At 67.2% G+C, this 26,644-nt stretch carries 28 protein-coding genes and 1 pseudogene; 8 read left to right on the forward strand and 21 right to left on the reverse strand.

Annotated features, from left to right (window positions below):
* Positions 1–272: 272 nt before the first annotated feature.
* The 3 genes from BLR29_RS22455 to BLR29_RS22465 all read left to right on the forward strand — a co-directional run bounded on the left by BLR29_RS22455 (position 273) and on the right by BLR29_RS22465 (position 3,631).
* Positions 273–1,106 (forward strand): shikimate dehydrogenase family protein, encoded by an 834-nt coding sequence (locus BLR29_RS22455; RefSeq protein WP_092139743.1) that lies wholly within the window; start codon positions 273–275, stop codon positions 1,104–1,106.
* 92 nt (positions 1,107–1,198) lie between these two features.
* Entirely contained in the window at positions 1,199–2,518 is a 1,320-nt protein-coding gene (locus BLR29_RS22460; protein WP_092139745.1) for an MFS transporter, read from the forward strand.
* A 48-nt stretch (positions 2,519–2,566) separates the two neighbouring features.
* Complete coding sequence (locus BLR29_RS22465; protein WP_092139747.1) at positions 2,567–3,631, forward strand: porin; 1,065 nt, start codon at positions 2,567–2,569, stop codon at positions 3,629–3,631.
* 50 nt (positions 3,632–3,681) lie between these two features.
* On the opposite strand, the gene BLR29_RS22470 is transcribed toward BLR29_RS22465, so the two are convergent.
* A complete protein-coding gene (locus BLR29_RS22470; RefSeq protein WP_092139749.1) occupies positions 3,682–4,449 on the reverse strand; it encodes an IclR family transcriptional regulator domain-containing protein in 768 nt (255 codons plus the stop codon).
* A gap of 128 nt (positions 4,450–4,577) precedes the next feature.
* Here BLR29_RS22470 and BLR29_RS22475 point away from each other — a divergent pair, with 128 nt between their 5' ends.
* Both BLR29_RS22475 and BLR29_RS22480 read left to right on the forward strand, forming a co-directional pair.
* Positions 4,578–6,446 carry a bifunctional sugar phosphate isomerase/epimerase/4-hydroxyphenylpyruvate dioxygenase family protein gene (locus tag BLR29_RS22475; RefSeq protein WP_092139751.1) on the forward strand — a complete coding sequence of 623 codons (1,869 nt, stop codon included), beginning with the start codon at positions 4,578–4,580 and terminating at the stop codon, positions 6,444–6,446.
* 209 nt (positions 6,447–6,655) lie between these two features.
* Positions 6,656–6,859 (forward strand): hypothetical protein, encoded by a 204-nt coding sequence (locus BLR29_RS22480; protein ID WP_143018506.1) that lies wholly within the window; start codon positions 6,656–6,658, stop codon positions 6,857–6,859.
* An 84-nt stretch (positions 6,860–6,943) separates the two neighbouring features.
* Here the strand turns inward: BLR29_RS22480 and BLR29_RS22485 are convergent, their stop codons facing one another.
* Positions 6,944–7,135: a YjfB family protein gene (locus tag BLR29_RS22485; RefSeq protein ID WP_092139755.1), complete on the reverse strand. Its 192-nt coding sequence runs from the start codon at positions 7,133–7,135 to the stop codon at positions 6,944–6,946.
* Between the two features lie 125 nt (positions 7,136–7,260).
* Complete coding sequence (locus BLR29_RS22490) at positions 7,261–7,731, reverse strand: zinc-binding dehydrogenase (RefSeq protein WP_255371371.1); 471 nt, start codon at positions 7,729–7,731, stop codon at positions 7,261–7,263.
* Between BLR29_RS22490 and BLR29_RS32925 the strand changes: the two genes are divergently transcribed.
* Positions 7,721–7,858, forward strand: coding sequence for a hypothetical protein (locus BLR29_RS32925; protein ID WP_176861034.1), 138 nt, complete (start codon positions 7,721–7,723; stop codon positions 7,856–7,858). The two genes, BLR29_RS22490 and BLR29_RS32925, sit on opposite strands and share 11 nt — an antisense overlap.
* A gap of 102 nt (positions 7,859–7,960) precedes the next feature.
* Here the strand turns inward: BLR29_RS32925 and BLR29_RS22495 are convergent, their stop codons facing one another.
* Positions 7,961–8,815: an alpha/beta fold hydrolase gene (locus tag BLR29_RS22495; RefSeq protein ID WP_092139757.1), complete on the reverse strand. Its 855-nt coding sequence runs from the start codon at positions 8,813–8,815 to the stop codon at positions 7,961–7,963.
* Between the two features lie 175 nt (positions 8,816–8,990).
* Between BLR29_RS22495 and BLR29_RS22500 the strand changes: the two genes are divergently transcribed.
* On the forward strand, positions 8,991–9,614 hold the full coding sequence (locus tag BLR29_RS22500; RefSeq protein WP_092139760.1) for a CGNR zinc finger domain-containing protein: 624 nt from the start codon (positions 8,991–8,993) through the stop codon (positions 9,612–9,614).
* A 42-nt stretch (positions 9,615–9,656) separates the two neighbouring features.
* Here the strand turns inward: BLR29_RS22500 and BLR29_RS22505 are convergent, their stop codons facing one another.
* Complete coding sequence (locus BLR29_RS22505) at positions 9,657–10,982, reverse strand: type II toxin-antitoxin system HipA family toxin (protein WP_176861035.1); 1,326 nt, start codon at positions 10,980–10,982, stop codon at positions 9,657–9,659.
* 79 nt (positions 10,983–11,061) lie between these two features.
* A pseudogene (locus tag BLR29_RS22510) lies at positions 11,062–11,269 on the reverse strand (helix-turn-helix domain-containing protein); the annotation flags it as partial.
* Positions 11,270–11,494: 225 nt separating this feature from the next.
* Between BLR29_RS22510 and BLR29_RS22515 the strand changes: the two are divergent.
* A complete protein-coding gene (locus BLR29_RS22515) occupies positions 11,495–12,229 on the forward strand; it encodes an IclR family transcriptional regulator (protein WP_092140035.1) in 735 nt (244 codons plus the stop codon).
* Between the two features lie 92 nt (positions 12,230–12,321).
* On the opposite strand, the gene BLR29_RS22520 is transcribed toward BLR29_RS22515, so the two are convergent.
* From BLR29_RS22520 to BLR29_RS22590, 15 genes are all read right to left on the reverse strand, one after another.
* A complete protein-coding gene (locus tag BLR29_RS22520) occupies positions 12,322–13,017 on the reverse strand; it encodes a 4'-phosphopantetheinyl transferase family protein (protein ID WP_092139764.1) in 696 nt (231 codons plus the stop codon).
* An 82-nt stretch (positions 13,018–13,099) separates the two neighbouring features.
* Positions 13,100–13,546, reverse strand: a complete 447-nt coding sequence (locus BLR29_RS22525) for an excinuclease ATPase subunit (RefSeq protein WP_092139766.1) — start codon at positions 13,544–13,546, stop codon at positions 13,100–13,102.
* A 94-nt stretch (positions 13,547–13,640) separates the two neighbouring features.
* Positions 13,641–14,870, reverse strand: a complete 1,230-nt coding sequence (locus BLR29_RS22530) for a beta-ketoacyl-ACP synthase (RefSeq protein ID WP_092139768.1) — start codon at positions 14,868–14,870, stop codon at positions 13,641–13,643.
* Entirely contained in the window at positions 14,867–15,598 is a 732-nt protein-coding gene (gene fabG, locus BLR29_RS22535; RefSeq protein ID WP_092139770.1) for a 3-oxoacyl-ACP reductase FabG, read from the reverse strand. The genes BLR29_RS22530 and fabG overlap by 4 nt, the downstream gene beginning before the upstream one ends.
* A complete protein-coding gene (locus BLR29_RS22540) occupies positions 15,595–16,002 on the reverse strand; it encodes a hotdog family protein (protein ID WP_255371385.1) in 408 nt (135 codons plus the stop codon). The genes fabG and BLR29_RS22540 overlap by 4 nt, the downstream gene beginning before the upstream one ends.
* 73 nt (positions 16,003–16,075) lie before the next feature.
* The gene (locus tag BLR29_RS22545) at positions 16,076–17,284 is read right to left on the reverse strand and encodes a beta-ketoacyl-ACP synthase (RefSeq protein WP_092139772.1); all 1,209 of its coding nucleotides are present in this window, start codon (positions 17,282–17,284) and stop codon (positions 16,076–16,078) included.
* Positions 17,281–17,886 carry a DUF3261 domain-containing protein gene (locus BLR29_RS22550; protein WP_092140039.1) on the reverse strand — a complete coding sequence of 202 codons (606 nt, stop codon included), beginning with the start codon at positions 17,884–17,886 and terminating at the stop codon, positions 17,281–17,283. The genes BLR29_RS22545 and BLR29_RS22550 overlap by 4 nt, the downstream gene beginning before the upstream one ends.
* Positions 17,887–17,900: 14 nt before the next feature.
* The gene (locus BLR29_RS22555) at positions 17,901–19,130 is read right to left on the reverse strand and encodes an NAD(P)/FAD-dependent oxidoreductase (RefSeq protein ID WP_092139774.1); all 1,230 of its coding nucleotides are present in this window, start codon (positions 19,128–19,130) and stop codon (positions 17,901–17,903) included.
* 5 nt (positions 19,131–19,135) lie between these two features.
* Positions 19,136–21,505 carry an MMPL family transporter gene (locus BLR29_RS22560; protein ID WP_255371386.1) on the reverse strand — a complete coding sequence of 790 codons (2,370 nt, stop codon included), beginning with the start codon at positions 21,503–21,505 and terminating at the stop codon, positions 19,136–19,138.
* A 1-nt stretch (position 21,506) separates the two neighbouring features.
* Positions 21,507–22,139, reverse strand: a complete 633-nt coding sequence (locus BLR29_RS22565) for an outer membrane lipoprotein carrier protein LolA (RefSeq protein WP_255371372.1) — start codon at positions 22,137–22,139, stop codon at positions 21,507–21,509.
* Positions 22,136–22,552, reverse strand: a complete 417-nt coding sequence (locus BLR29_RS22570) for an acyl-CoA thioesterase (protein ID WP_092139776.1) — start codon at positions 22,550–22,552, stop codon at positions 22,136–22,138. Before BLR29_RS22570 ends, BLR29_RS22565 begins: the two co-directional genes overlap by 4 nt.
* Before the next feature lie 35 nt (positions 22,553–22,587).
* Positions 22,588–23,580 carry an LpxL/LpxP family acyltransferase gene (locus BLR29_RS22575; RefSeq protein WP_092139778.1) on the reverse strand — a complete coding sequence of 331 codons (993 nt, stop codon included), beginning with the start codon at positions 23,578–23,580 and terminating at the stop codon, positions 22,588–22,590.
* Positions 23,577–24,329, reverse strand: coding sequence for a glycosyltransferase family 2 protein (locus BLR29_RS22580; RefSeq protein WP_092139780.1), 753 nt, complete (start codon positions 24,327–24,329; stop codon positions 23,577–23,579). The genes BLR29_RS22575 and BLR29_RS22580 overlap by 4 nt, the downstream gene beginning before the upstream one ends.
* A complete protein-coding gene (locus BLR29_RS22585; protein ID WP_255371373.1) occupies positions 24,326–26,089 on the reverse strand; it encodes an ApeI family dehydratase in 1,764 nt (587 codons plus the stop codon). Before BLR29_RS22585 ends, BLR29_RS22580 begins: the two co-directional genes overlap by 4 nt.
* Positions 26,082–26,642 carry a COG4648 family protein gene (locus BLR29_RS22590; protein ID WP_092139782.1) on the reverse strand — a complete coding sequence of 187 codons (561 nt, stop codon included), beginning with the start codon at positions 26,640–26,642 and terminating at the stop codon, positions 26,082–26,084. The genes BLR29_RS22585 and BLR29_RS22590 overlap by 8 nt, the downstream gene beginning before the upstream one ends.
* Between the last annotated feature and the right edge of the window lie 2 nt (positions 26,643–26,644).

The following is a 26,644-nucleotide window of genomic DNA, read 5'->3' on the forward strand; positions in this document are numbered from 1 at the left end:
GGCGGCGCCGGCGGTCTTTGCGCAAGACGCGTCGCGGCGATTGATCATAGCAACGGCATTCCCGCCGGCTTCGATCCGTCCCCGTTTGCACCCACCCAGTGGAAACCCGCACTGCGTTTCCTGATCGCGCATAGGCGTTCAACAATCGCGCAATATGCCGCATGCGTTACTTGGCGCACCGCCTTGCGACCACTAATCTCCGCTCATCGACGCGCTTCCCCGCCGTCAGATATGCCCGCCACGGCGGCATCGCCCCCAACACAGAAGTCATCATGATCAACGGCAAGACCACCCTCATCGCGCACCTCGGGTACCCCACGGAAACGTTCAAGGCACCGATGATCTACAACCCCTGGTTCGACCAGCAGGGCATCGACGCCGTGGTCGTGCCGATGGGCGTGAAGCCGGATGACTACACCACGGTCTTCCCGTCGCTGTTCCGCCTGAGCAACCTCCGTGGTGCATTGGTGACCATGCCGCACAAGGTCGCCACGGTGGAACTGGTGGACGATCTGACACCCACCGCGCGCATCGCCGGCGCCTGCAATGCCGTACTGTTGCGCGAGGATGGATCGCTGCTGGGCGACCAGTTCGACGGCGCCGGCTTTGTGCGCGGCGTGACGCGCAAGGGCTGCCGGCTCGATGGCGCGCGCGCCATCGTTTCCGGCTGCGGCGGCGTGGGCAGTGCCATCGCTGCCTCGCTCGCGGCAGCCGGCGTTGCGGAACTCGCCCTGTTCGATGCCCGCGACGCGTCGGCACATGCGCTGCGAGACCGGCTCCGCGCGCACTACCCCGATCTGCGCGTCAGCACCGGTTCCGACGATCCGGACGGTTTCGACGTCGTGGTCAACGCCACGCCGCTGGGCATGAAGCCGGGCGACCCGCTGCCGTTCGATGTCTCGCGCATCGCACCCGGCGCCATGGTTGGCGAAGTCGTCATGAAGACCGAATACACGCCACTTCTCCAGGCCGCCATGGCACGTGGCTGCAAAGTGCAGGTTGGCGCCGACATGCTGTTCGAGATGATTCCGGCCTATCTCGAATTCTTCGGCTTCGGCACCGCAACACCGGACGCCTTGCGTGCCGTGGCACGGATTCAGTACTGAGCGCCCCCGCGCTAAACAAGCCCCCCCCGAGCGGCGCCATTTGATAAAGGCGCGCCGGCAAAGATTTCTCATCCATTGGTGGAGACAGACACATGGCAACGACACACAAGGAGCTCCCGGGCGCCGCGTTCGGCAGCTCGCTCGGAGACAAGATTCGCGCGGCCTTCGCGCTCGGCAAGGTACGGTGGGGCATGCTGGCACTGGTCTTCTTTGCCACCACGCTGAACTACATCGATCGCGCCGCGCTGGGCGTGCTGCAGCCCGTGCTGGCCAAGGCCATGAACTGGACGGCGCAGGACTACGCCAATATCAATTTCTGGTTCCAGGTGGGCTACGCCATCGGCTTTGCATTGCAAGGCCGGTTCATCGACATGGTCGGCGTGAAGCGGGCCTTCGCGCTGGCCGTGCTGCTCTGGAGCATTGCCTGCGGCGCGCATGCGCTGGCCGCATCGGCGGTCGGCTTCATGATCTGCCGCTTCTTCCTCGGCCTGACGGAAGCCGCGAACTACCCGGCCTGCGTCAAGACCACGCGCATCTGGTTTCCCGCGAGCGAGCGCGCCATCGCCACCGGCATCTTCAACGCGGGCACGAACGTCGGCGCCATGCTGACGCCGATCATGCTGCCGCTGATTCTGCAAGTGTGGGGCTGGCAGGCCGCATTTATCGCCATCGCCGCGCTCGGCGCCATCTGGCTGGTGTTCTGGTTTGCCCACTACAACAACCCCGACGCGCACCCGACGGTCACCGCAGCCGAACTCGCCCATGTGACGCGCGACGTCGAGCCCGCCCCGCAACGCATCCCCTACTCGCGCATCCTGCGCATGCGCGGCACCTGGGCCTTCGCACTGGCCTATGCGATCACGGCGCCGGTGTTCTGGTTCTACCTGTACTGGCTGCCGCCGTTCCTGAACCAGCAGTACCAGCTTGGCATCAGCGTGACCCAGATGGGGATTCCGCTGATCGTCATCTACCTCGCGGCGGACATTGGCAGCGTGGGCGGCGGGGCGTTGTCCTCCTGGCTCATCAGCCAGGGCATGCCGGCCGTGCGCGCACGACTGCTCTCGATGCTGGTCTTCGCCGTCTGCATTACCTCCATCGTCATGGCGGCTGGTGCCAGCAGCCTCTGGATGGCCGTGGCGGCCATCTCGGTGGCCATCGGCGCGCACCAGGCCTGGACCGCCAACATCTGGAGCATGGTGATGGACTACACGCCGAAGCACGTGGTCAGTTCGGTGTTCGGCTTCGGCGGGATGATCGGCGCCATCGGCGGGATGTTCATGACGCAGCTCGTGGGCTATGTGCTGACCGTCACGCATAACAACTACGCGGTGCTGTTCACGATGATTCCCTGCGCCTACTTCATCGCGCTGGCGTGGCTCTTCTTCCTTGCCCCGCGCAAGGTTGCCGCCTGACCACCCGCCCCCGGCTCACGCCAGAAAAAGAAACCAGAGACACCTCCCATGCAGAAACACCTGATTGCGTTGCTCGCGCTGGGCGCGAGCAGCCTGCCCGCGTTCGCCCAGTCGTCGGGCGGCGTCACCCTCTACGGACTGCTGGACACCACCATTCGCTACAGCACCCATGAAGACGCCGCGGGCCACAGCCGCGTGCAGATGACCGATGGCGTGCTCACGGGCAGCCGTTGGGGCCTGCGCGGCGCCGAGGATCTCGGCGGCGGCAACAAGGCATGGTTCATCCTCGAATCAGGCTTCAATCCCGAAGTTGGCACGAGTCAGCAAGGTGGCCGGTTGTTCGGCCGGACGGCCGTGGTTGGCCTCGACGGCGACTACGGCAAGCTGGCCCTTGGCCGCCAATACACGCTGGCGCATGAAGTGCTCTCCTCCTACGAGGCCATGGCGTTCGCCAACAACTCGATCGTCGGCTACCAGGGGGGCAACTACACCGGGCTGCGTTACGACAACACGCTCAAGTACATCAAGGCCTTTGGCGGGTTGCAGGTGGCGGCTGCCTACACGTTCGGCGAAGTGGCCGGCAGCATCAAGAACAGTTCGGCCGCGGCCGGTTCGCTGGTGTACAGTGCCGGCCCGCTGGAGATCGGCGGTGTCTACCAGCAGACGCAGAACGTCACCAGCGCGTTCTTTGGCACGGTGCCCGCGGCGCAAGCCAGCAAGCAGACCGTGTGGGGGCTCGGCGGAACGTGGAAGGCCGCGCGGGCGCAGTATTACCTGGGCTACACGAACAACCGGCTCGACGTGGCCGACTATCGCAGCAATGTCGGCTACGTGGGCACGCGGTTCAGCATTACCGAAGCGCTCGCGTTTATCGGCACCGTGCAGTACGACTGGCTGCGCCACGCCGGCCAGGGCGGCAAGCGGCTGACCACCGCAGGCATGCTCGACTACAGCTTCAGCAAGCGCACCGACGTCTATGTGGAAGTGGACTACACCCATCTGCAGGGCCAGTGGATCGCGCTCAACAGCGCCACCACGTTCGTGAACAGCGGCAACACCTATGGCAACAGCACGCGCCTTGGCGTGATGGCCGGGGTGCGCCACAAGTTCTGATGCGGCCGTCGTGCGAAGCCAGGCGTGCGTACCGCCACGGCTGCGCCCCATCACAACACGCGCATGATCAGCAGCGCGGTGTCCTGCATCACCTGCAGCACGCGGTCGAGTGCTTGCTGCGGGCTCTCGTCGCCAATTGGCATGTTGACCGACAGCGCGGCAATCACCTTGCCATGACGGTCGCGCAGGGGCACCGCCACGCCGCGCACGCCGGTCTGCAGTTGCTGCTCGAGCATCGCGTAGCCCAACGCGCCCGCCTTGCGGACTTCATCGAGCAAGCGGTCGCGTTGCAGGATGGTGTACGGCGTGTAAGGCGCGAGCACGCAAGTGTCGAGCCACGCGCGCACCTCGTCCTCCGGCCGCGAGGCCAGCATCATCACGCCTGCCGAGCCGAGCGGCGCCGGCACGCGCGCGCCCAGCACGAAGCCTGTGCTCATGACGCGGTTGGAGCTGGTGCGGGCGATGAAGACGAGTTCCCATCCATCGAGCACGCTCAGGTAAGCGGCCTCGCCCACCTGCGCGGTGATCTGCTGCAGGAATGGCTGCACCGTGCGCGGCAGGCGGGCCGAATCGAAGTACGACCAACCCACCTTGAGCACTCGCGGCGTGAGACTGAAAAGCGTGCCGTCGCTGGTGGTGTAGCCGAGATGCTCGAGCGTGAGCAGATAGCGTCGCGCCGCGGTACGGGTGAGGCCCGTCAACTCGGCAGCCTGGGTGGGCGTGAGGCGCGGATGGTCGTTGTCGAAGGCCTCGAGAATCGCCAGGCCTTTTTCCAGGCCGGCAATCCAGTCGCGCCGGTTGAGCGTTTCCTTTTCCATGGTTAACCCGAGTTATGCGCGATGGCTGATCGCAATGGAGCGATTATCACACGCGCATGCGCGAATGGCAGTTGTCCGGCAGGCCGGCGACTTCTACGCTTGAGCTCACCTCCCCGTCCGGATTCCTCATGATTGCCGCACCCAAGCCTCTCCCGAAATCGATTGCCACCGTCTCGCTCTCCGGCACCCTGCCCGAGAAGCTGGAGGCCGCCGCACTGGCCGGCTTTGACGGCGTGGAAATCTTCGAGAACGATCTGCTGAACTTCGACGGTTCGCCCGCGACGGTGCGCCAGATGGCGGCCGATCTCGGCCTGCAGATCATGCTGTACCAGCCATTGCGCGACTTCGAGGCCATGCCGCGCGAGCTGTTTGCGCGCAACATGGCGCGCGCCGAGCGGAAATTCGACGTCATGGCGCAACTTGGCGCCGACATGGTGCTGGTGTGCAGCAATGTGCAGGACATCGCCATCGACGATCCGGCGCTCGCCGCTGCCGATTTGCGACAAATGGCGGAGGCCGCTGCAAGCCGGGGGCTGCGCGTGGGCTTCGAGGCCCTCGCCTGGGGCCGCCATACCCGCCGCTGGAAAGAGGCATGGGACATCGTGCAGCGCGCGAACCACCCCGCGCTGGGCCTGATCCTCGACAGTTTCCATACGCTGTCGCTGGGCGACTCGCTCGACGGGCTCGATGCGGTACCGGCCAGCAAGATCTTCTTTGTGCAACTGGCCGATGCGCCCCGGCTGTCCATGGACGTCCTGTCGTGGAGCCGCCACTACCGCAACTTTCCGGGCCAGGGCGACCTGCCCGTCACCGACTTTGCGCGCGCCGTGCTGCAATCGGGCTATACGGGACCGCTTTCGCTCGAGATCTTCAACGATGAATTCCGGGCCGCGCCGGCGCGCATGATCGCGCAGGACGGGCTGCGTTCGCTGATCTGGCTCGAAGCCGAGGCCGGCGGTGCGCCGCTGCCAGCGCCGCCGGTGTTTGCGGGCGTGGACTTCATCGAGTTCGCGGTGGACGACATCGCCGGCCGGGATCTGGCGCAGCAAATCGAGTCAATGGGATTTGTCCACGCTGGCCGGCATCGGTCGAAGGCGGTCGACCTCTATCGCCAGGGCGGCATCAACCTGATCCTCAATGCGGAGCAGGACTCCGCCGCGTCCGAGCACTTTCAGCTGCACGGCCCTTCGGTCTGCGCCATCGGCCTCAAGGTCGACGATGCCCAGCGTGCCGTGGCACGCGCCCGTGCGCTGCTTTGCAAGGAATGGCGCGAGCGCGTGGGGCCCGACGAACGCGTGATTCCGGCATTGCGCTCGCCCGACGGCATGCTGTTCCACCTGATCGATGATCGCAACGCCGACCGCAGCATCTACGAAAGCGATTTCACGCTCGATGCGCCCATCGAGCCGTCATCCACCGGGGCAGGCCTGACGGCGATCGACCATATCGCGCAGGCACTGCCCGCGCACCGCCTCGACACCTTCGTGCTGTTTTATCGGTCGGTGTTCGGCATGGATGCCGACCCGGTGCACGAGATCGCCGACCCCTATGGACTGGTGAAGAGTCGCGCGATGGTCAGCCCGGGGCAGCAGGTTCGCATTCCGCTCAACGTCTCCGAAAGCGGTCGTACGGCCACCGGGCGCTTTGTCACGGCCTACGCCGGCTCGGGCGTGCATCACATTGCATTTCGCGCCGAGCGGATCGAACACACGCTCGACGCCATCGACCGCAAGCACGCCGCGATGCTCCACGTGCCCGATAACTACTACGACGACGTAGCGGCCCGCCTGGCGCTGGATGACGAACGGCTCGCCCGCCTGCAACAGCTTGGGCTGCTCTACGACCGCGATGCGCATGGCGACTTTCTTCACGCCTACACCGCACCGTTTCACGAGCGCTTCTTCTTCGAACTCGTGCAACGGCATGGCTATCTCGGCTACGGCGCGGCAAACGCTTCCGTCCGCATGGCCGCGCAGGCGCTATTGCGGCATGGGTAAGGTGCCATGCCGGGCGATCACATCGACGACGCTGCCTGATGTCAGCGCGGTGTGTTCACCCCCAACGGTGCGGCGTTGCATGTTGGCTGCCGGCCAACGCTATCCGGCGCCAATGAGAATGCAACGACGCGTAAGCGTCTGGCACGGTAAGTGCTCTGCCGGAAGTGAGCGCCGCGTCGGCGTTCGCTACCATGTTCAAGGAGCACGCCATGAGCAAGCTGAAGATCGCGGACCTGACCCGCGTGGAAAAACTGGATGGAGCGGCGTCGCGCCGCGTGACCGGCGGTATCGCCTATATCAGGTGCGGTGAGCCCTCGCCGTCCTGGCCAAGGTGGCCGGAGTGGATGCCAAAGATCCAGATGCCGGGCCTGCCGGTCGTCCAGGGGCCCTATCAGGATCCGCGCCTGCAATGAGGCGTCGACGCGAAAGCGCCGATGCCCGGTCGTTCGCCGAACGGCGTGCGAACGACCGAGATAGTCACCAGATGCAGCGACGCATCAAACCTTGATGTCGATATTCTGGCCAAGGTGAGGCGGGTTGCTGCTGGCCGGCGCCACGCTGGTGGCGGGCTGGAGCAACTGCGCGACGTTCTGCGCTTGCAGATCGAGCGTCTTGCGCAGCATCAGCAGCGATACGGGATCGCTGCCGGGCTGGGCGTTGTTAAGCGCGGTAAGAGGAGATGTATTCATGCGACATGTTCCACGGTTCGTTGAGAATACGGTGATCCAGACCGGCTGAACGACACCTGTTCTGAACCCCCGCATCATCGCTTACGGCGGGAACGTCAAAAGCTTGAGGTCGACGGGATGGCCCTTCAGTGGACTACGACCATCTTGCCGCCCGCTTCGTTGGCCTCCATCACCTGGTGCGCTTCATGAATCTGGTCGAACGTGAATACACGGGACGGCTTTGCCTTGAGGCGTCCGGCGGCAACGTCGGCGGCGATCTTCTGCAACGGCACGTCCGAGACCGGAAAGCCCGGCGTGCCGAACACGAAGCTGCCGAAGAATGTCAGATTGACCCCGCTCGCCATCTGCAGCAGTGGATTGAAGTCGGCGATCGGTGCCAGGCCGCCCAGCCAGCCGGCGAGGCAGACGGAGCCGCCGCGCCGGACCATCGCGAGCGAATCGAGCACCGTGCTGTTGCCCACGAGGTCGAGTACCGCATCAATCTGCTTGGCCTCGGCAATCCGCTTCGAAAGGTCCGGCCCTTCCAGCTCGACGCGTGAAGCGCCCAGCGTCTCAAGCATCCCGGCCCGCGCGGGATTGCGCGTGGTGGCGATCACCGTCGCACCGGCGTTGACGGCGAGGTTGATCGCCGCCTGCCCGAAAGACGATGCCGAATGCCTTGATTTCGATCACCACGTGACCTTCCATCGGTTCCGGTTCCGGCAATTCGGCAATTCGGCATAGACGAGGCTATCGAGACCACCAAATTTATCGAGGACGATTGCGCGCATGAGGGTTCTCCTTCGGTTAGCAGGAAGTTGTAGAAGCGGCTCGGGGAGTCCGCGGTCATCGGATCAGGAAATCGGAAATCGCCGCGGCAATGTCTGCGGCATGTGTCTCCAGCGCGAAGTGGCCGGTATCGAAGAAACGGACTTCCGCGGCGGGGATATCGCGCTTGAACGCCTCGGCGCCTGCGGGCAGGAAGAACGGATCGTTCTTCCCCCAGACGGCCAGGAAGGGAGGCTTGTGGTTGCGGAAATACTGCTGGAATGCGGGATAGAGCGCGACGTTGTTCTGGTAGTCGCCAAACAGGTCCAACTGGATCTCGTCCGCGCCGGGGCGGCTCAGATAGTAGTCATCGAGCGAGTAGCCGTCCGGGGATACCGACGCCGGATCGCTGACGCCGTGCGTGTACTGCCATACGGTGGTCTCCTTCGTCAGCATCGCGCGAAGCGCCTCGCGGTTTGCGTGCGAGGGATCTTGCCAATAGGCCCGGATCGGATTCCAGCCATCGCTCAATCCGTCTTCATAGGCGTTGCCGTTCTGCGAAACGATCGCGGTGATCCGCTCCGGATGCTTGAGCGCAAGCCGAAATCCCGTCGGCGCACCGTAGTCGAAGACATACACCGCAAAGCGGTCGAACCCGATCACTTCGGTAAAGCGGTCGATCACGTTCGCGAGGTTGTCAAAGGTGTACGTGAAGGTGTCGCGGCCCGGCATGTCGGAGAGGCCAAATCCCGGCAGATCCGGCGCGACGATATGGAAGCGATCCGCCAGTTGGGGGATCAGGTCCCGGAACATGTGGCTCGAACTCGGAAAGCCATGCAGTAGCAGCAACTTGGGCGTGCCCGCTCGCCCGGATTCCCGATAGAACACCTTGAATCCGTCGACGTCGGCGTGGCGATAAGCGATGGTGGACATTGGTTTCCTTTCCATGAAGTGATTCGGTTCGTCTCGAACCGGTCAGGTGTGAAACAGCCAGGGTTTTTGTGTAACCCGTCAAATTAGTTTTTACAGGTTACAAACTGGAAGCGTAACTTGTCAAGACGATTTTTAGCGGTTACGCTCCAGGCATCGTGAACAGCTGGCTTCCAACATGGACTACCGACAGATTCCGCCGATATTCGTCGCCGATGCGCCAGGGCTCGATTTCCTGAATTCGGTCGCAACGCCCGTTGATGAGCAGGTCGACTGGATTGGCGACGGCGAGGGGCTGATGGCCTGGCTGGGTCAGGCTGGGCTGGTGCCTGCGGAGGTACTCGCTTCGATGCGGTTGCAGCACACGCCCGAGGTCCTGGACGAGATTGCCGCGAAGGCACGCAGCCTGCGGGAGTGGTTCAGGGGCTTTGTGCAGGAGAGGAAAGGTCGCGCGCTGCTTGCCAGGGACCTGGAGCAACTCGAGCCCTTGAATCGATGGCTCGAACGTGACGCGCAATACGGCGAGATCGTCGCCAATGCGGGCCCGGGGCTGGCTTTCCGGGCAAGGCGGCGCTGGGAATCGCCCGAGTCACTGCTGATGCCGATCGCGGAGGCGCTCGCCAGACTCGTGTGCGAGGAAGACTTCACCCATGTGAAGGCGTGTGAAGGCCACCGGTGCACGCTGATGTTTGCCGATCACACGCGAGGCCACGCGCGCAGGTGGTGCAGCATGGCGAGCTGCGGCAATCGCGCCAAGGTTGCGGCGCACCGCAAGCGGCTCAAGGAGGGCAACGCCGGCTGACGTTTCCGAGTTTCCGAGTCCGTCGATCACGCGGCGGACCGCTCAGCCGAGCAGCCTTGCCTGCGCACGCAATCCGTCGAATATCGTTTCGGCCACGTCGGCGGGAAATCCCGTTGGCAAGGCCGCCGCAGTCCGCGAAATCGCAGGCTCCGTGGCGGCCAGCAGTTCGGCAAGCACCGACTCCACTTCCGGCGCGGCCAACCCCACCTGCCTGCCCTGCGCCAGCCAGTGACGCCGCTGGATTTGCGCCAGGCGATAGTAGTTCTGCGTGCCGCGCACCGCCATCGCCAGGCGCGCCTTCTGCGGCGCAAGCTGGTTCGCCCCGTTGCCGAGGATCGGATGGGCGGACAGCACGTCATACAGCGGCGTGGACCAGTAACGCCCGCCAGGGCCAATCACGAGGCTGAAATTCTTCGCGTGACCATCGGTCGCGGCCAGCATCCAGAACAGGATCTGCGTCTTGTAGAAATGGCGGCGGTCCTGCGCCGCGGCTTCGGAGGCGGCGAGGATCGACATGATGTCCGCAATCCCGGGGCCGCCATCGGCCTGGTATTTGCGCAGCGGCGACACCCCCATCGCCTGGCAAAAATCCTCCTGCGGCAGGCGAAGGATCCACGCGTCATCTGGCGCCAGGCGGCGGTCGAATCGCTCGACCACCAGCGCCTTCTGGTCTTCAAAGACCGCCATCTCGCAGCCGGCCACGTGCAGGCCGTACGCGCGCACCAGCTGCGCGCAGAGCCATTCATTTTCGACCGACGTGCGCATGTCGGCGCGCATATTGCCCACCAGGCCGAGCGGCAACTTGAGGATATGGGTCGTCGGCGTGCTGCCATGTGGCACCAGCCATTGGCCCCCGTGGCGCAGCAGCGCGGTCTTTTCCTGCGCGCCGGCGATCGACAGGCGCAGGTCGGCGTCATCGCCGTGCTGGCCGAGGGGCGCCGCGCTGGTGGTATCGCGCAGCAGCCGGGCGATATGCGCTTCGTCGGCGGGCGTGCCCTGGATCGTGTGCAGTGCCACGGGCGCCTCGCCCTCCGGCAGCAGTTGCAGCGCGCCGACGCAGTCGCGGCCCAGTGCGGCCAGCAGGTCGAACGGCCCGGTGCCATGCGTGCGATAGCGCTGCGCCAGACGGCGGCGAATGGCGTCGCTGTCTGGCAGCAGGTTGTCGAAATAGTCGGTCACCACGCTGCCACGATATGGCGCGTTGTCCGACCGGAATGGCAGCGACAGGGACAACGGACGTCCCTGTGGATCGGCGATCCAGCCAGGGTCATAGGTGAGCGACTCGCCGTCGGCACCCTGCTCCCAGATACCGGCGAACAGGCCGTTCATCCAGACGCCCAGTCGGCGCCTGAGCGGGCGGCGGCCCATTACCAGGCCTCGCGGTCGGCGCCGCCGGCAAGCTGCCTGCCCGGGTCGGCATCCCCCGGGCGCGGCGACAGCAGCAAGTCCACTTCCAGCGCCTGCAGCACGGCCAGGAGCCGGGCCATGCTGACACGATCGGGATTGGCTTCCAGCCGCGCATAGGTCTGCTGACTCACGCCAAGCCGGGCCGCCAGTTCGGCCTGCGTCAGCCCGCGGGATTTGCGGAACCCCTGCAGGACGGGTCGTAACTGGCTGATGATGCGGATGGGATAGGTGGCGGGCGTCGACGACATGGCGTTTAGTCTCACAGCCGATAGGATGTAAAGCCGTTTTACTACGGATAAGCTGTATTTTCAAGATACAACGCATAAGCTGTAAATCGCCTTTACAGCTTATACGTTGTAAGAGGCCAGCCGGATGCGTCGGCCGTGGTACATTTCCGCCCCATAGCCACTGCCCGCATGCCGCCGCCACCGATGCCAGCGCGCCCCGAATCGTCCGCCGCCAAGCCGCCCCCGATGAACGTCAAGACCGCCCTGCGCGTGATCGAGATCATCGAAACATTCGCGCGGGAGCGGCGCGCGCTGTCGCTGTCGGAACTGGCCCGCCTGCTGGCCGTGCCGGCATCGAGCTGCCTGGCGTTGATCCGCACGCTGACCTCCCTTGGCTACCTCTACGAAACCGCGCGTCGCCAGGGCTATTACCCCACCGGCCGGCTGTTGGCGATGGCGCAGCAGATCGCCCGCCACGACCCCGTGCTGGATCGCGTGCACGGCACCATGAGCGAGCTGCGCGACGCCACCGGCGAGACCATCGTCATCGGCAAGCTGTACGAGGGCCAGGCGGTGGTCTATCTGGACGTGCTGGAATCCCCCCATGCAATCCGCTATATCGCCACCGCCGGGGAACGACGCGAGCTGCATGCCAATTCGATCGGCAAGGCCCTGCTGTCCGTCATGGATGACGCCGAGCGCGCCGCGTTGCTCGCCCAGTTGCCGTTCCACGCGTTTACCGCGCGAACGCTTGCAACGCCGGCAATGCTGGAAACAGACTTGCGGCAGTCCCGCGAGCGCGGGGCCTTTGTGAACCTGAGCGAATCGATGCCAGACGTGGGGGCGCTGGCCTGGCCGGTGCAGCTGTCGGGCGAATGCTATGCGATCTCGATTGCCGGCCCGGTCTATCGGATCGAGCCGCATCTGGAGCGCTACGCCGCCATGCTGCGCGCGGCCTGCGCGGCGCTGGAAAAGACCTGAGCGTGGAAGCGGGTTCGATCCGGATGCCGGCGATGCCGGACCGGTCGATACCTGACTGATGTCTGCCTGATACCTGCCGAAATGCCGCCGGTCTAGTCGACGGTTTCCTGCGCGCGCAGGCGCCAGCCCGTGGCGCCCGACAGATCCAGGCCATCCACGGGCGCCGACGCCGCCAGGGCCAGCACGGCCCCCTCGCGCCGCCAGGTCAGGCCGTTGGCCTGCGCCAGCGGTGCCGGCACGGCTTCCACCACATGACCGATCATCGTCTGGAACAGGTTGCCGCCGTGGCACTTGATCCACGCCTCCTTCAACGTCCAGAGCTGGAAAAACGCCGTGAGCCGGGCCGCATCCTCGCTGTCGGCCAGCAACTCGGGCAGCGCGGCACGCTCGGCCTCCGTGGTCGTGGCCTCGATCAGCGTATCGAGATGCTTGCGGGGCTGCATTTCCTCGATATCGATGCCGACCGGCAAATCGGAGACCGCACAGGCAAGGTGATCGCCCGAATGGGCAATCGAAAGGAATACGGGCGTGCCCACCGCGCCGCCCGCATGGGTGGCCAGTGGCGGCGCGTCCTGTGCAGCGGATAGCGACCATTCCGATGCGTCGCCGCCGAAGGTCACCGACAGCAGCCGCCGGGCCAGCCAGCGGCCCGCGGCAAACTGCTCGGCGCGGGACCGCGCTCGCAGGGCCGCCAGCCGGGCCAGTTCCTCCGGCGACATCCAGCGGCCGACAGGCGGCGCCATGGCCGCGAATGCCATCACCGATCCGGTACGCAGCGCAAGCGGCATGACGATGGCTCTCTCTGTTGGTCGGCGTTTGGAGGGGCCATCAAAGGCAAGCGATAGCGGTTTGGCCCGGTCGGCGCCGGGGTTAGTTGGCGACCCGGGCGTAGGTGCCCTTCAGCGCCACCCCCACCACCACGGCGCCGGCGTGGCACTCGTAGTCCGTCGGGTTGGCGTTCTCGTCCTTCTTGTAGTAGCTGACCATGTTCACCACCGCGTTGGCGCCGAGCGACTTGGCCTTGTCCTGGAAGGCAATCAGCGCCGACAGCGCGGCCCAGCGGCAGGCTTCCTCGTCGCTCTTGCCCACGCCGTTGGTCTTCTTGTTGGATACGTCGCTCTCCTTCTTTTCCAGCACCTTCGGCGTGCGCGCGCCGGCCAGGTAGAACTTGACCGAGCCGTCCAGCTTGTCACGGGCTTCGGACATGTCCAGCACTTCCTGGAGCGGCAGCATGTACTTGGTGTCGCGCGCGGCAGCGGGCGTGGACAGCAGCGTGCCGGCACAGGCGAGGGCGACCAGCGGGAGAGCGAGTTTCATTGACCTTCCTTGTTCTTGGTTGTGGAAAAGGCGAAAAAACAGTGGTGCTGCGGACAACTCGGGCAAGCATCCGGGGCGGCCCCCGGGTGAAAACTCAGGCGTCCCAGCGACGGAACACCAGCGAGGTGTTGATCCCCCCGAACGCAAAATTGTTGCTCATCACGTACGCGGTGTCGAGGCGGCGCCCCTCGCCCATGATGTAATCCAGCGACGCACACCGCGGATCCGGATTGACCAGGTTCACCGTGGGCGCGAACCAGCCATCGCGCATCATCTCGATGGTCATCCAGGCCTCCAGCGCGCCGCACGCGCCGAGCGTATGGCCCAGGTAGCTCTTGAGCGAACTCACGGGCACGGCCGGGCCCAGCACGGCATGCGTGGCGTGGGACTCGGCGATGTCGCCGTGGTCCGTGGCCGTGCCATGCGCGTTGACATAGCCGATCCGCCCGGGCGCCAGGCCTGCGTCCTGCAGCGCCAGCCGCATCGCCACGGCCATTGTCTCCGCCTGCGGCTGCGTCACGTGGGCGCCGTCGCTGTTGGTGCCATAGCCGACGATCTCCGCCAGGATGCGCGCGCCGCGCGCCTGGGCGTGCTCCAGTTCCTCCAGCACCAGCGTGCCGGCGCCCTCACCCAGCACCAGACCATCGCGGTCCGCATCGAACGGGCGTGGCGTGGTATGCGGCGCATCGTTGCGCGTGCTCGTGGCGAACAGCGTGTCGAACACCGCGGCTTCCGTCGGGTCCAGCTCCTCGCCGCCGCCAGCCAGCATCGCCACCTGTCGGCCGGCGCGGATGGTCTCATACGCATAGCCAATGCCCTGGCTGCCCGAGGTGCAGGCGCTGGACGTGGTCAGGATGCGTCCCGTAATGCCGAAGAACACGCCGATATTAACAGCCGTGGTGTGCGGCATCATGCGGATGTAGGTCGTGGCGCTGATGTCCTCCGTGCTCCGCTCGCTCATCATGCGGCCGAAATCCTGCACCGCGGACGGCGTGCCCGTGGACGACCCATAGGCAATGCCCATCTGCCCGCCCGTCACCAGCGGATGGCCGGTCAGGCCGGCGTCCGCCAGCGCGGCCTCGCTGGCCATCACGGCCATCAGCGCCACGCGGCCCATCGACCGCGTCAGCTTGCGCGTGTAGTGCGGCGGCAACGCGAACGGCGGCACCGGCGCCGCCAACTGCGTGTTGAGGCCCCTGATATCGGCCCATTCCGGCATGTGCACGACCGCATTGCGGCCGCTGGCCAGGCGCTCGCGCACCGTGGTCCAGTCGTTGCCCAGTGCGCTGATGGCGCCTGCGCCGGTGACGACAACCCGCTTCATCCGAACATCCCCCCGTTCACGGAAATTACCTGCCGTGTAATGTAACCGGCATCTGGGGACAACAGGAAGGCCACCGTGGCGGCCACCTCGTCCGGCGTGCCGATGCGTCGCGCGGGAATCATCTTCAGCGCTTCCTCGCGCACGTGTTCTTCGATCATTTCCGTATCGATCAGGCCCGGCGCCACGCAATTGACCGTGATCTGGCGGCGCGCCAGTTCGATCGCCAGCGCCTTGGTGGCGCCGATGATGCCGGCCTTGGCCGCGCTGTAGTTGGTCTGGCCGCGATTGCCCACCAGCCCGGACACCGACGACAGCGTGACGATGCGCCCCGGCTGGCGCCGCTGCACCATCGGCATGACGACCGGATTCAGCACGTTATAAAACGCATCGAGGTTGGTGTGAACCACCTCGTCCCATTCCTCCCCGCTCATGGCCGGAAATGCCGCATCGCGGGCCAGACCGGCGTTGCAGACCACGCCGTAGTAGCAGCCATGTTCCTCGATATCGGCCAATAGCGCGCTGGCCGCAGCCTGGCGTTGGGCCACGTCGAACGCCAGCACGCGCGCGCCGCGACCAAAGGCGCGCACGGCATCCGCCACCGATTCGGCCTCGTCGCGGCGCGCGCGGCAGTGCACCACCACGTCGTATCCGTCGCGCGCCAGCCGCAGCGCGATGGCGCGGCCGATGCCACGCGAGGAACCCGTGACGAGCACGGTCTTGTTGGTCATGCTTGCTGCCCCTGGAGAAACGCCTGCGCATCGGCAGGCTGGAAAACCGAAACGTTGGCGCGCGCCACCTCGCGCCCGTCCAGCGCGAGGGTGCACGCGAACATGCCGAGGCCGTTGTCCCCGATCAGTTCCACCTGCGTGCGGATGGTGAGTACGCTGCCCACCGGGAATGCCGCCACATCGCACGCATAGCGGCGCGAGCCGAGCAGGAAGCCCAGTCCGGGCTTGCGGCCGGCCGCGCGGTCCCGCACACCGGCCCACGCGGCAATGGTCTGGGCCATGTACTCGATGCCGGTCCAGCCGGGCATGCCAGCGTCGTCGACAAACAGTTGCGTGGCGCGCACGGTGGCCCGCGCGACGCACTGCTCGGCGTCGGCATGGACCAGTTCATCGATCAGCCGCATGGCGCCCGCATGCGGGACCACCTCGCTGACCGGAGGCAATGGCGTGCCGGATGGCAAGTCGGATACGGTCACGTCAGCCCTCTCCCATGACCAGCACGCTGTTGCTGCCGCCAAAGGCGAACGAATTGCTCATCACGTAGCGCGCCGGGCGGCCGAGCGATTCGTCCGCGCCCACCACGTGCAGCGGCGGCAGCGACGGGTCGGACGCGCCATCCCACCAGTGCGCCGGCAGCCTGCCGCGCGGATTGTCCGTCAGCGTCAGGTACATCAGCGCGGCCTCCACCGCGCCGGCCGCGCCGAGCGTGTGGCCGGTCTGCGGCTTGGTCGAGCTGACCGGCACCGCGTGGCCGAACAGGTCCACCACCGCGCGTGATTCCATCGCGTCATTCTGTTCGGTCGCCGTGCCGTGCAGGTTCAGGTAGTCGATGGCGCCGGGCTCGATGCCCGCACGCGCCACGGCCTGCTGCATCGCCACGCGCGCGCCGGCGCCGGCGGGATCCGGCGCGGACATGTGATGCGCGTCGGAGGTCTCGCCCCAGCCGGCCAGGCGGACCGGGCCGGCTTCGCGCGACATCAGGAACAGCGCCGCGCCCTCGCCCAGGTTGATGCCGTGGCGATGCGCCGACAGCGGGTTGCAGCGCTCGGCGCTGACCGAATCGAGCGACCGGAAGCCCGCGATGGTAAAGCTGCAGAGCGTATCGACGCCCCCGGCGATGGCGATATCGGCCATGTCATGCTCCAGCAGCCGCGCGGCCGCGGCCATGGCCTTGGCGCTGGACGAGCATGCCGTGGAGATCGTATAGGCCGGCCCGGCCGTGCCGAGGGCCAGGGCCAGGTATTGCGCGGGCGAGCCGAGCTCCTGCTGGCCGTAGTGGAACGCAGCCGGCCACTTTCCCGGCGCACCCGATGCGTCCGGCACCGCGCGGGCCCGCACGGCCAGCTCGCCATCGCTGATCCCCGAGGTGCTGGTCCCCAGCACGATGGCCACGCGCGTCGGGCCCACCCGGGCGATGGCTTCCTGCACCACCGGACGCAATGCATCCAGCGTGCGGTCCAGCATCGCGTTGTTGCGGCTGACCAGTCCGGGCGGCAACCCGCCGGGCAGGTCGGTGGCAGCAATCGCCTCCCGCACGGTGCCCAGGTGCAGCGGCGTGCCGGGCGTATAGCGATCCGTGACTTCGCCGCCGGCCGGGCCGTCGGTGCGCCAGAGTGCCGCGCGCACGGCGTCCTGCCCGCTGCCCAGCGCGCAGATCACGTTCATCGCGTTCAGGAAAATCGTCATGGCGCACCCCCTTCTGCCCGCAACGTGCGGATAGTGAGCCGGTAGCCGTCGCGGAGCTGCGTGAACACGGTGGTGGCCGCATCCGGATAGCGGATCTCGGCCACGGTTTCGTCGCCGGCGCGCAGGCGGCGTACACCTTGCGCGATGTCCACGCGCCACCCTGGCGGCAGGGCTGCCTGGATGGCATCGACGGGCCACAGCGACAGCTGCAGATCACTCAGGATACGCTCCGGCACGAGCTCCGCGGGAGCCCAGGGCGCACGCGTCACCCGCAGCTCGCGGCCATCCCAGTCCAGCCGGGCCAGCACCTGCCCGCCCGCCACCGCAGCCAGCCGCGTGTGGCCGGCATCCGCCTCCAGCAGTGCGAGGATATCGCGCGTCTGCTCGCCCTGCGGCGAGGGGTATTGCACCGTGATCTGCTGCTGCAGGTTCAGCGCGCGCCCAAGCGACGCCGGCGGCAGCCGCAGCAGCGGCACCGCCGGGCGGACGGCTCGGGCACGCACGTCTTCCGTCGGCGCGGTGCCCGTCTGCGTCGCGCAGCCGGCGAGCGCCGTGAGTGTCCCAAGCGCCGCCAGCGCCACGAGCGCCGCGCGGGGCTTCATCGACACGATGTTGCTCAAGCCGCGCAAAGCTGCTCCAGCACATTCAGGCGGCGACGCGACTCCGCGACGAACGGATTGCTCCGGTCCCACGCGTATCCGGCCAGGATGGCCGAGATCATCTGGCGAATCTCCGGCGTGGCATTCGGGTGGAAGATCAGCGTCTGGAAACGCCCTTCGTACCAGGCTTCCACGAAGGTGCGGAAGCAATCCACGCCCGCCTTCAGCGGCCTGGCATAGTCGCCCTCCCAGTCCACCGCTTCCCCGGCGAGCTGGCGCGCCACGCAGGCCGTGGCCAGGCTGGCCGACTTGAACGCGATGGTCACGCCCGACGAGAACACGGGGTCCAGGAACTCGCCCGCATTGCCGAGCAGCGCGTAACCCTTGCCCCACAGCGAACTGACGTTGGCCGAATATCCGACGATCTGGCGTGCCGGCGTGTCCCAGTTGGCGTCCTTGAGCAGCGCGGCCAGCCCCGGCTCTTCGCTGACCAGCGTCTTGAGCTTCGCCATCTCGTCGCCGGCATAGCGGTCGAGGAACGACTTCTCGGCGACCACACCCTGCGAGCAGCGGCCGTTGGAAAACGGGATCGTCCAATACCAGACATCCACATGCTCCGGATGCACGCCGATGCGGATCTTGTTGCGATCGAACGTGCCCACCGGAACGCGGTCTTCCACGTGCGTGAAAATCGCCGCGCGCACCGGGAAATTCGAGGGCGATTCCAGCTTCAGCAGGCGCGGCAGGATGCGGCCAAAGCCGGACGCATCGAGCAGGAACTTTGCCCGCACGGTGTACAGCTCGCCTTCCGGATCGCGCACGGTGACCGACGGCTGCTCGCCGGACACGTCCACGGCCTCCACGGCATGGCGGAAACGCACCTCGGCGCCCTGCTTCTGCGCCTCGCGGATCAGCACGTCATCGAAATGCGCGCGCTGGACCTGGTACGTCGTGCCCCAGCCCTCGGAAAACTTGTCGCGAAAATCGAAATCGGTATAGCGGTCGCCGCGCGCGAAGGCGGCGCCGTTCTTGTACTGGAAGCCGGCTTCCACCACGGCCTGCAGCATGCCGGCTTCCTCGATGTATTCCATGCTTTGCGGCAGCAGGCTTTCACCGATCGAAAAGCGCGGGAAGGTTTCCTTCTCGATCACCAGCACCTGGATGCCGCGCTTGCGCAGCAGGCCGGCGGCCACGGAGCCCGCGGGCCCGGCCCCGACGATCAGTACTTCCACCTGTTCCGTTTTCATGTGAATCAACCCTGTTCAGTTTGTTGTGATGAAGCATGCGCCGCAGCCGATGGCCGGAACCACGGCGACAGCACCCAGACCGCACCCACGCCGGACAGCATGGTCATGCCGAACGCATGCAGCGCCGGCGTCGAAGACAGTGCCAGCAGCCCGAAGGCCAGCAGCGTGCTGGCCGCACCGAGCACGATGGCGGTCCACGACACGCCATCGCCGGGATGCTCCAGCAGGAAGATGCCATAGTCGACGCCCACCCCCAGCAGCAGCGCCAGCGCCAGCACGGAGAACAGTTGCAGCGGCACGCCCAGCCAGCCGAGCACGGCCACGCTGAACGCCGCCGACAGCAGCGTGGGCACCAACGCGCGCCAGCCGGCGCGCCCGTATCGCCAGAACAGCAGCAATGCCACGCCCGCCGCGCCGGCCAGCAGCAGCCAGCTCATCAGCACGCGGTAGTGGTGCAGCAGCGAAGACAGATCCGCGATACGGTCGACCCACTCGGCGCCCTGCACCGCATTAACGGCAGCGGCGATGCCGGGCATGACCGCTGGCTTGTCCAGCCCTCGCAACAGCATCACGCTGGCGTAGCCGCTGCCTTCGCGGTCCAGCCACAGATGCCGCAGCGTGCCGGACACCGGATGGGCCAGCCACGCCGGCAACGTCAGCACGGCGTCCGCGGCGGTGGCTTGCGGTGCCGCGATGGCGCCACCCAGCGCCTTGGCCACGCGATCCCGCACGGCGGCCTCCTGACCGTCCGCCAGCGCAGCATCGGCACGCTGGCGCGCGGCCGAAGGCACCCAGTCGGAGATCGACAGGAACCCTTCCAGATCGCCACGGCGGATGGCATCCGCGAGCCTTGCCTTGACCGCTTCCTCGCGCGCCAGCACCTCGTCCGGGCTGGCGCCACGCACCAGCACGAACTGCGCCGGGCTTGGCGTGCCGAGCAGGCGTCCGGCGGTGCGCTGCGCGTCGATCAGTGCCGGGGGCGAACTCTGCAATTGGCGCACGTCATCGGCAACGCGGACCTGCCAGACACCCGGCACGATGAACAACGCAAGAGCCCCCAGCGCCAGCCACGTGCGCCGATCGGCGCGCACGCGCGGCCAGCGCGCGAGGCTGGCCGACAGCCAGTTGGACAAGCGCGTCTGCCGCAGCGCGCCACGATCCAGCAACGGGAACCAGAACACCACGGTCAGGAAGGCCGCGACCAGCCCCACCGCCGAAAACAAGGCCATCTGCCGCAGGCCCGGAAACGGCGCAACACCGAGCGCCAGGTATGCCACGACGCTGGTGGACAGCGCCAGCGCCATGCCCGGCAGCAGGAACCGCATCACGGATGGCGGCGTGGCGCGCGGCATGGCCTGCCGGGTCACGAAGTAATGGATGCCGAAATCCTCGGCCACGCCGACCAGGCTGGCACCGAAGACCAGCGTGATCAGGTGCACGCGATCGAACACGATGGCCGTGGCGGAGATCGCCGCCGCCGTCCCGATCAATAGCGACAGGCCAACCAGCACGATCGGCCGCAGGGACCGGAACGCCAGCCAGACCAGCAGCAGCACCGCCGCCAGCGATCCCCAGCCGATCACGTTCATTTCCCAGTTGGCCTGCGCGGCCGCGGCCTCGGCGTGCAGCGGTATGCCGGCGGCCACCACGCGCACATCGGCATCGCCTTGCCGTGCCGCCACTTCCGCCGCATGCAGCAGGTCGCCGTAGCCGGTGCTGCCGGTGACCGAGAAGGCCGGCTTGGTGATGTGGTACGTCAACAGCGCCCATTCCCGGCCATCGCCCGTCAGCGCCGCCAGCCCGTCACGCTCGTGCACGCGGGTCACGGCGGCACGCGACAGCCACCAGTCCTGCCACAGCCCGAGCGGATCGGCCGCCCAATCGGTCAGGCGCGGGCCGGTCGACAACTGGTAGAGCCGGGTCAGCGCCTGCTGGGCGAGCGCATCGGGATTTGCGTGCTGCAATTGCTGGCGCTGCGTATCGGTCAGCAAGCGATCCCGCCACGGCCGGTAGAACGCCAGCGCGGCATCGAAATCGAACGCCGCGATCTTGTCGACCGGCTGCAGCAGATCGCCGCCCTGCGCCGTCGACTGGCGGAAGCGCTCGGCGGCCGCGCGCGTGCGCGCCCAGTCCGGACTGCCGACCAGCACCACGACCTCGCGCCCCACGCCATCGGCAAGGCGGCGCAGCACGCGATCCGCCGTGGCGGTGCGCTCGCTGGTTGGCAGCAGCGCCATCACATCCGTATCCAGGCGGGACGCACGCCAGAACTGCACCTGGTGCGCAACCAGCGCGAGCACCAGCAGCAGCCAGCCGATGGCCAGCGCGCGTTCGAGCCGGCTCAGGCCGCCCCGCATCGCCACCCCGTCCGCCACGTTACTCAAAGCGCTGCTCCTCCCCGGCGGTGAGCCTGGCGGCCGCTACCGGGTCGATCATCCTGACCACGGTGCTGTCGCCGCTGCCCTCCTCCAGGCGCACGTTGCGCACGTACTTGTCGCCCGCCAGTTCGATCCGCGTGAACACGCGGCGCATGCCGGCATCGGTCGGCGTCAGGGTCAGCGTCCAGCCGGCGTTGCCCACCAGCTTGCCGGTCACGTCGAAACGCGTGGCCAGCCCGCGCAGGTCACCGCGCAGCACGGCAATCATCGATTCGCCGACCACGCGCATGGCGGGCTGGGCGTCGGCCTGCATCTGCTGCTGCACGCGGCCGTCGGCGCCGCGCATGACCAGCTTCTCGGGCGTGACCAGAAGGCTCGACGGAAACGGATCGCGCGTGCTCCAGACCACGCCGCGTCCGCGCGCCAGCACGAAATCCCCGCGCGAAACCAGCGGATTGCTGAAGCCAGCCAGGCGGCGCGTCTGCTCGAACTGGCCACGAATCACGGGCGCGTCGGCCAGCCGTGCCGCCACGGCACCGAGCAGGTCTTCGGAGAACACGGGGGCCGCGGCCAGCAAGCCGGCTGCCATGGTCATCGCCATGGCCCCGCGCAGGAGATGGCGCCGCTTCACGGCTCGACTCCCAGTTTCTCGAGCAGGACCGGCGGGCACACGTACAGCATTTCCTGCGTGGCGATCTCCACGGCCACCTGGATCGAATAGCCCTTGGTCAGGCGCTGGCCGGACGCGGCGTCGCGGATCTCGTAGTCGATCCGGAGCCGGTTTTCCCACTCGACGATGGTGGCGCGGACGATCATCGACTGGCCATAGACCAGGGGCCGTACATACTTGACGCGCAGATCCACGACGGGCCAGGCGTAGCCGGAATCCCGCATCTGCGGATAGTCGTAGTCGATCTGCTGCAGCAGCGCGCAACGCGCCACCTCGAAATAGCGGATGTAGTTGCCGTGCCAGACCACGTTCATCGGGTCGAGGTCATGAAAGGCCGGCGTGAGGGTAATCTCGTGGCTGATAACTTTGGACATGGGGTTTCCGGTGGGCGGTGCGCGAGGCCGCTGGCCTATCGCGCATCCTGGCGACCGGCGCGGACCGGCTCATCCGCCCAGAAGTCGTAAAAGTTGAACCAGTCATAGGGCGACGTGACCAGAAGCGCCTCCAGCCAGGCGGCATAGGACGTGGCGAGCGCGGTCAGCGCGGCGTCACGGTTGGCACGTGGGAGCGTCACCGCGCGCGCAAGTTCCGTGAAACGCAGCAGGTGGCCATCGCCATGCCGCACGCAGCCCATCGCGAACAGCGGGCAGCGCATCAGCGATGCCAGCACGTACGGCCCCACCGGGAACCGGGCGGGCGTCCCCAGGAACGGGACCCGCACCGCACGGCCACCGTGGGCCGGAGCGCGGTCGCCGGCAATCGCCACGAATTCGCCCGCCTGCACCTTGGCGGCCAGTTCCAGTGCCGTGGCCGGCGAGATGTCATCTACCTGGTAGAGCTGCAGTCCGGACTGCGGATCCAGCCGGGAGAGGATGCGGTTGAAACGCTCGGCGTGCGCGGTATGGACCAGCACCGTCAGGCGCAGCCCCTGCCGCTGGTTGGCCAGCACGCGACACAGTTCCAGGCAGCCCATGTGGGCCGTCATGATGATGCCGCCCTGCCCGCTGGCGATCTGGTTGACCAGTACTTCGGGGCCTTCGCGCGTGACATTGCCGAAGCGGTACTGGCCGCCGATGGCCAGCAGCTTGTCCAGCAGCGTGTCCGCAAACGAAAACAAGTGGCGCAGCGTATGGCGCCACCCGGGCTGGGTCCCGACCGCGCCGGCCGTGGCCTGCACACGCGTGAGGTAGTCCAGCGAGGCCCGCCGCGCCAGCGGGTGCGTCAGCCAGTAGTACGTGACCACGGGATACAGCACTGCGCGGAACAGCGGACGGCCGAACACGCGATAGAGGCCGTACAGGCACCACACGCCCCACACGCAGGTGGCTTCACCGATGGTGCTCCAGTGCCGGGACGGCGCACGGCGCACCACGTCGGCCGTACGGGAGTTGCTCGCGCTCATGCCGGCCTCACCTTGCGCCACAGCAGGCGCGGCAGGCGCCAGACCATGCCGAAGAACAGCCGCGTATGCATGCGCGAGATCAGTACGTTGTCATGAAACGCCTTGAAGTGCGAGACGCCATCGGACGGATACGTGACGCGCGTGGGCACGTTGACGATGCGCACGCCGCGCCAGACCAGGTGCACCAGCACCTCGGTATCGAACTCCATCCGGCGGCCCAGCCGGACGTCGCGCATCAGCGCGGTCACGGCGGGCAAGGGATAGACGCGCAGCCCGCACATCGAGTCGCGCACGGCGAAGGACAACGTATTGATCCAGACCCAGACGTGCGTCAGGTAGCGTGCGTACAGCCGGTGGCGCGGCACGGAGGCATCGTAGACGGGATGGCCGCAAATCATGGCGGCGGGATCGGCCTCGGCGAGCGCCAGGAATTGGGGAATGCAATCGGCATCGTGCTGGCCATCCGCATCGATCTGCAGCGCGTGCGTGTAGCCCAGCCGGGCGGCTTCCGCGAAGCCCGCCATGATCGCGCCGCCCTTGCCCTGGTTCTGCGTCAGGCGCACCAGCCGGATGCGGTCCGGATGCGCGGCGGCAATCTCGCGCAGCACGGCCTCGCAGGCCGGGCTGCTGCCATCGTCGACCAGCAGGCATGGCAGCGGGTGCACGAGGATCGCGTCGACCATGGCACCGATGGCGCCTTCGTGGTCATAGACCGGAACCAGTACGACGGGACGGAATGCGGGGGTCATGATGCCTCGGGATGGAAGACGATCTTGCCGCTGGCATGCGGGCCCGCAGCCGACGTCAGCCGGAAGCCCAGCACGCGCGATTCGGGCTGCCATGTCAGCGCCATTTGCACGGTGCTGCCGGGCTGGATCACCGCCTGGAACTTCAGGGTATCGAGCCGCGCAAAGCGGTCGCGCGCGGGCACGGGCAGCCGCTGTGGCGCGATGGCCATGACCCAGTCCACCTGCGCCACGCCAGGCACGATCGGCGTGCCGGGAAAATGGCCGTCGAAAATGGCAAGGTCTTCGGTGATATCGAGCGATGCCGTCACCGAACCGCCGCCAGCACCATCGACATTGCCCTCCGCACCGATCCAGCGAACCGCCGGCAGGGTCCGGCGGAACACGTCGCGCAGCATCGCTTCCGTGGTCTTGCCCTGCGCATTGCAGGGCAATGCCGCGAGGAACGCCCAGCGGCGCGGCAGCGCCACGGGGTCGATGGCATCGGCAAGGTGCCTGCGCAGCGCCGTGGTCAGCGCGGCGCGGCCTTCGCCATCGAGCATCGCCTGCCCCGCCTCCGTCGGCACGATTGCGGCCGCCACGCGCGTCCCCACGTCGAGCTCGATCATGGTCACGCGGGCTTCCCGCACGAACGCCGACAACGCGAACCGTTGCTCGATCTGCGTCAGCGAAACACGCTTCTCCTCGATCTTGACGATGCGGTCGGCGCGTCCGGCCAGCACGAAGCTGTCGTCGCCGGCAGGGAGCGCGCGGTCGGCGCAGACATACCAGTCGTCGTCGGCGAGGTGCGCCGAGCGTACGGCGAGGAACCCGTCCTGGAGTCGCCACGCAATGCCGGGCAGCGCTGTCCAGCGGTCGGCCTGCACCGCGCGCTGGCGCCATGCGATGCCACCGGTCTCGGAACTGCCGAAGACTTCGATCGGCGACCGGCCCGTGAGGCGCAGCGCCTCGGTCGCGGCCTCGGGCGGCAACGGGCCGCCGGACGAGAACACCGCACGCAGCACCGGGCGCGTGGCCGGCCAGTCGAGCGCCTCCGGCATCCGCTTCAGGTGCGCCGGGCTGCTGATCAAGATGGCGGGATGCGTGTCGTCGATGCAGGCGCGGACGACTTCCTCATGGAACGCCAGCCGCGTGACCGGCATCGGGCGCCCCGCCGCCAGCGGCCAGAGCACCGTGAACAAGAGGCCATAGATATGCTGGTGCGAGACCGTGCCCAGCACGCGTACGTCGGCAGGCAGGTCGCCACCGAACGCCTGCTGGAGCGTGTGGACTTCGGCATCGAGCTGCGCCAGGCGCTTGTCGATCGCGCCGGGCACGCCGGTGGAACCGGAGGTGAACAGCGTGATCCACGTATCGTGGGTGGCCAGCGGGGGCCAGTCGAAGGCTCCGGCGTCCCCATCCGGCGCGGATGGCTGCAGGCCATCGGGCAATTCCCCGGCCAGCCCGTCGGCATGACCGCGCAATGCCGCGAGGGTTTCCTGACGCGTATCGCCGGGTAGCACGACATGCTTGCCGGCGTGCCAGGCCCCGAGCAGTGCGGCCGCGAATTCGGCGGTACGCTCGATGTAAAGCGCCCAGCGGTGTCCCGGTGCAGCGGCAAACATGCGGCGCCAAGCCGCGGCGCGGGCGACAAAATCGCGCGCATCGAGCGATGGACCGCCTCCGCGCGCCACGTCGCGCACATCGCCTTGGGCAGCGCGGGCAGCCAGCGCCGCCATGACGCCGCCGACGCCAGACCAGTTGGCGTTGACACGCTCAACCATGGCGCCCCTCCTCCGCGTTGCGTGCCATCACGCGTTGCCGCACCAGCCATTCGCCGGCGAACATCGCGCCGATCAGCCCATAGGCGATGGCGCCGTTGTACAGCGCCCAGATGCGGTCGCTGGCCCCCACAGCGGTGATGGCGGCCACGGTGCCGTTGCAGACGAAAAAGATGCACCACGCCTGCGTGACGCGGCGTGTATAGGCCACGCCGCTAGGCCGCAGGTCGGGCTCGCGCAGGCGCGCGAGGCGCTCGACCAGCGTGGGCGGGTGGCGCAGGCTCCAGCCAAAGACGCCGAGCATCGCCACGTTGACCAGTACGGGATAGAGCTTGAGCGGCAACGCGTGATCGGATGCCAGCACAATCACGGCCAGGCCACCGGCCAGCAGCGCCATCGCGCGCCAGCCCGCCTGCCGGCTGGTGCCGGCCCGCAGCAGCGCGAGCGCGACCAGCGCCAGCGCCATCACGCGCGGCGAAAAGTGCTGCAAGCCCAGATACACCACCACCGGGTAGGACAGCGTCAGCAGTCCCAGCCCCCATTTGCGCCAGGCCATGC

The sequence above is a fragment of the Cupriavidus sp. YR651 genome, assembly GCF_900101625.1.
Lineage (GTDB): Bacteria > Pseudomonadota > Gammaproteobacteria > Burkholderiales > Burkholderiaceae > Cupriavidus.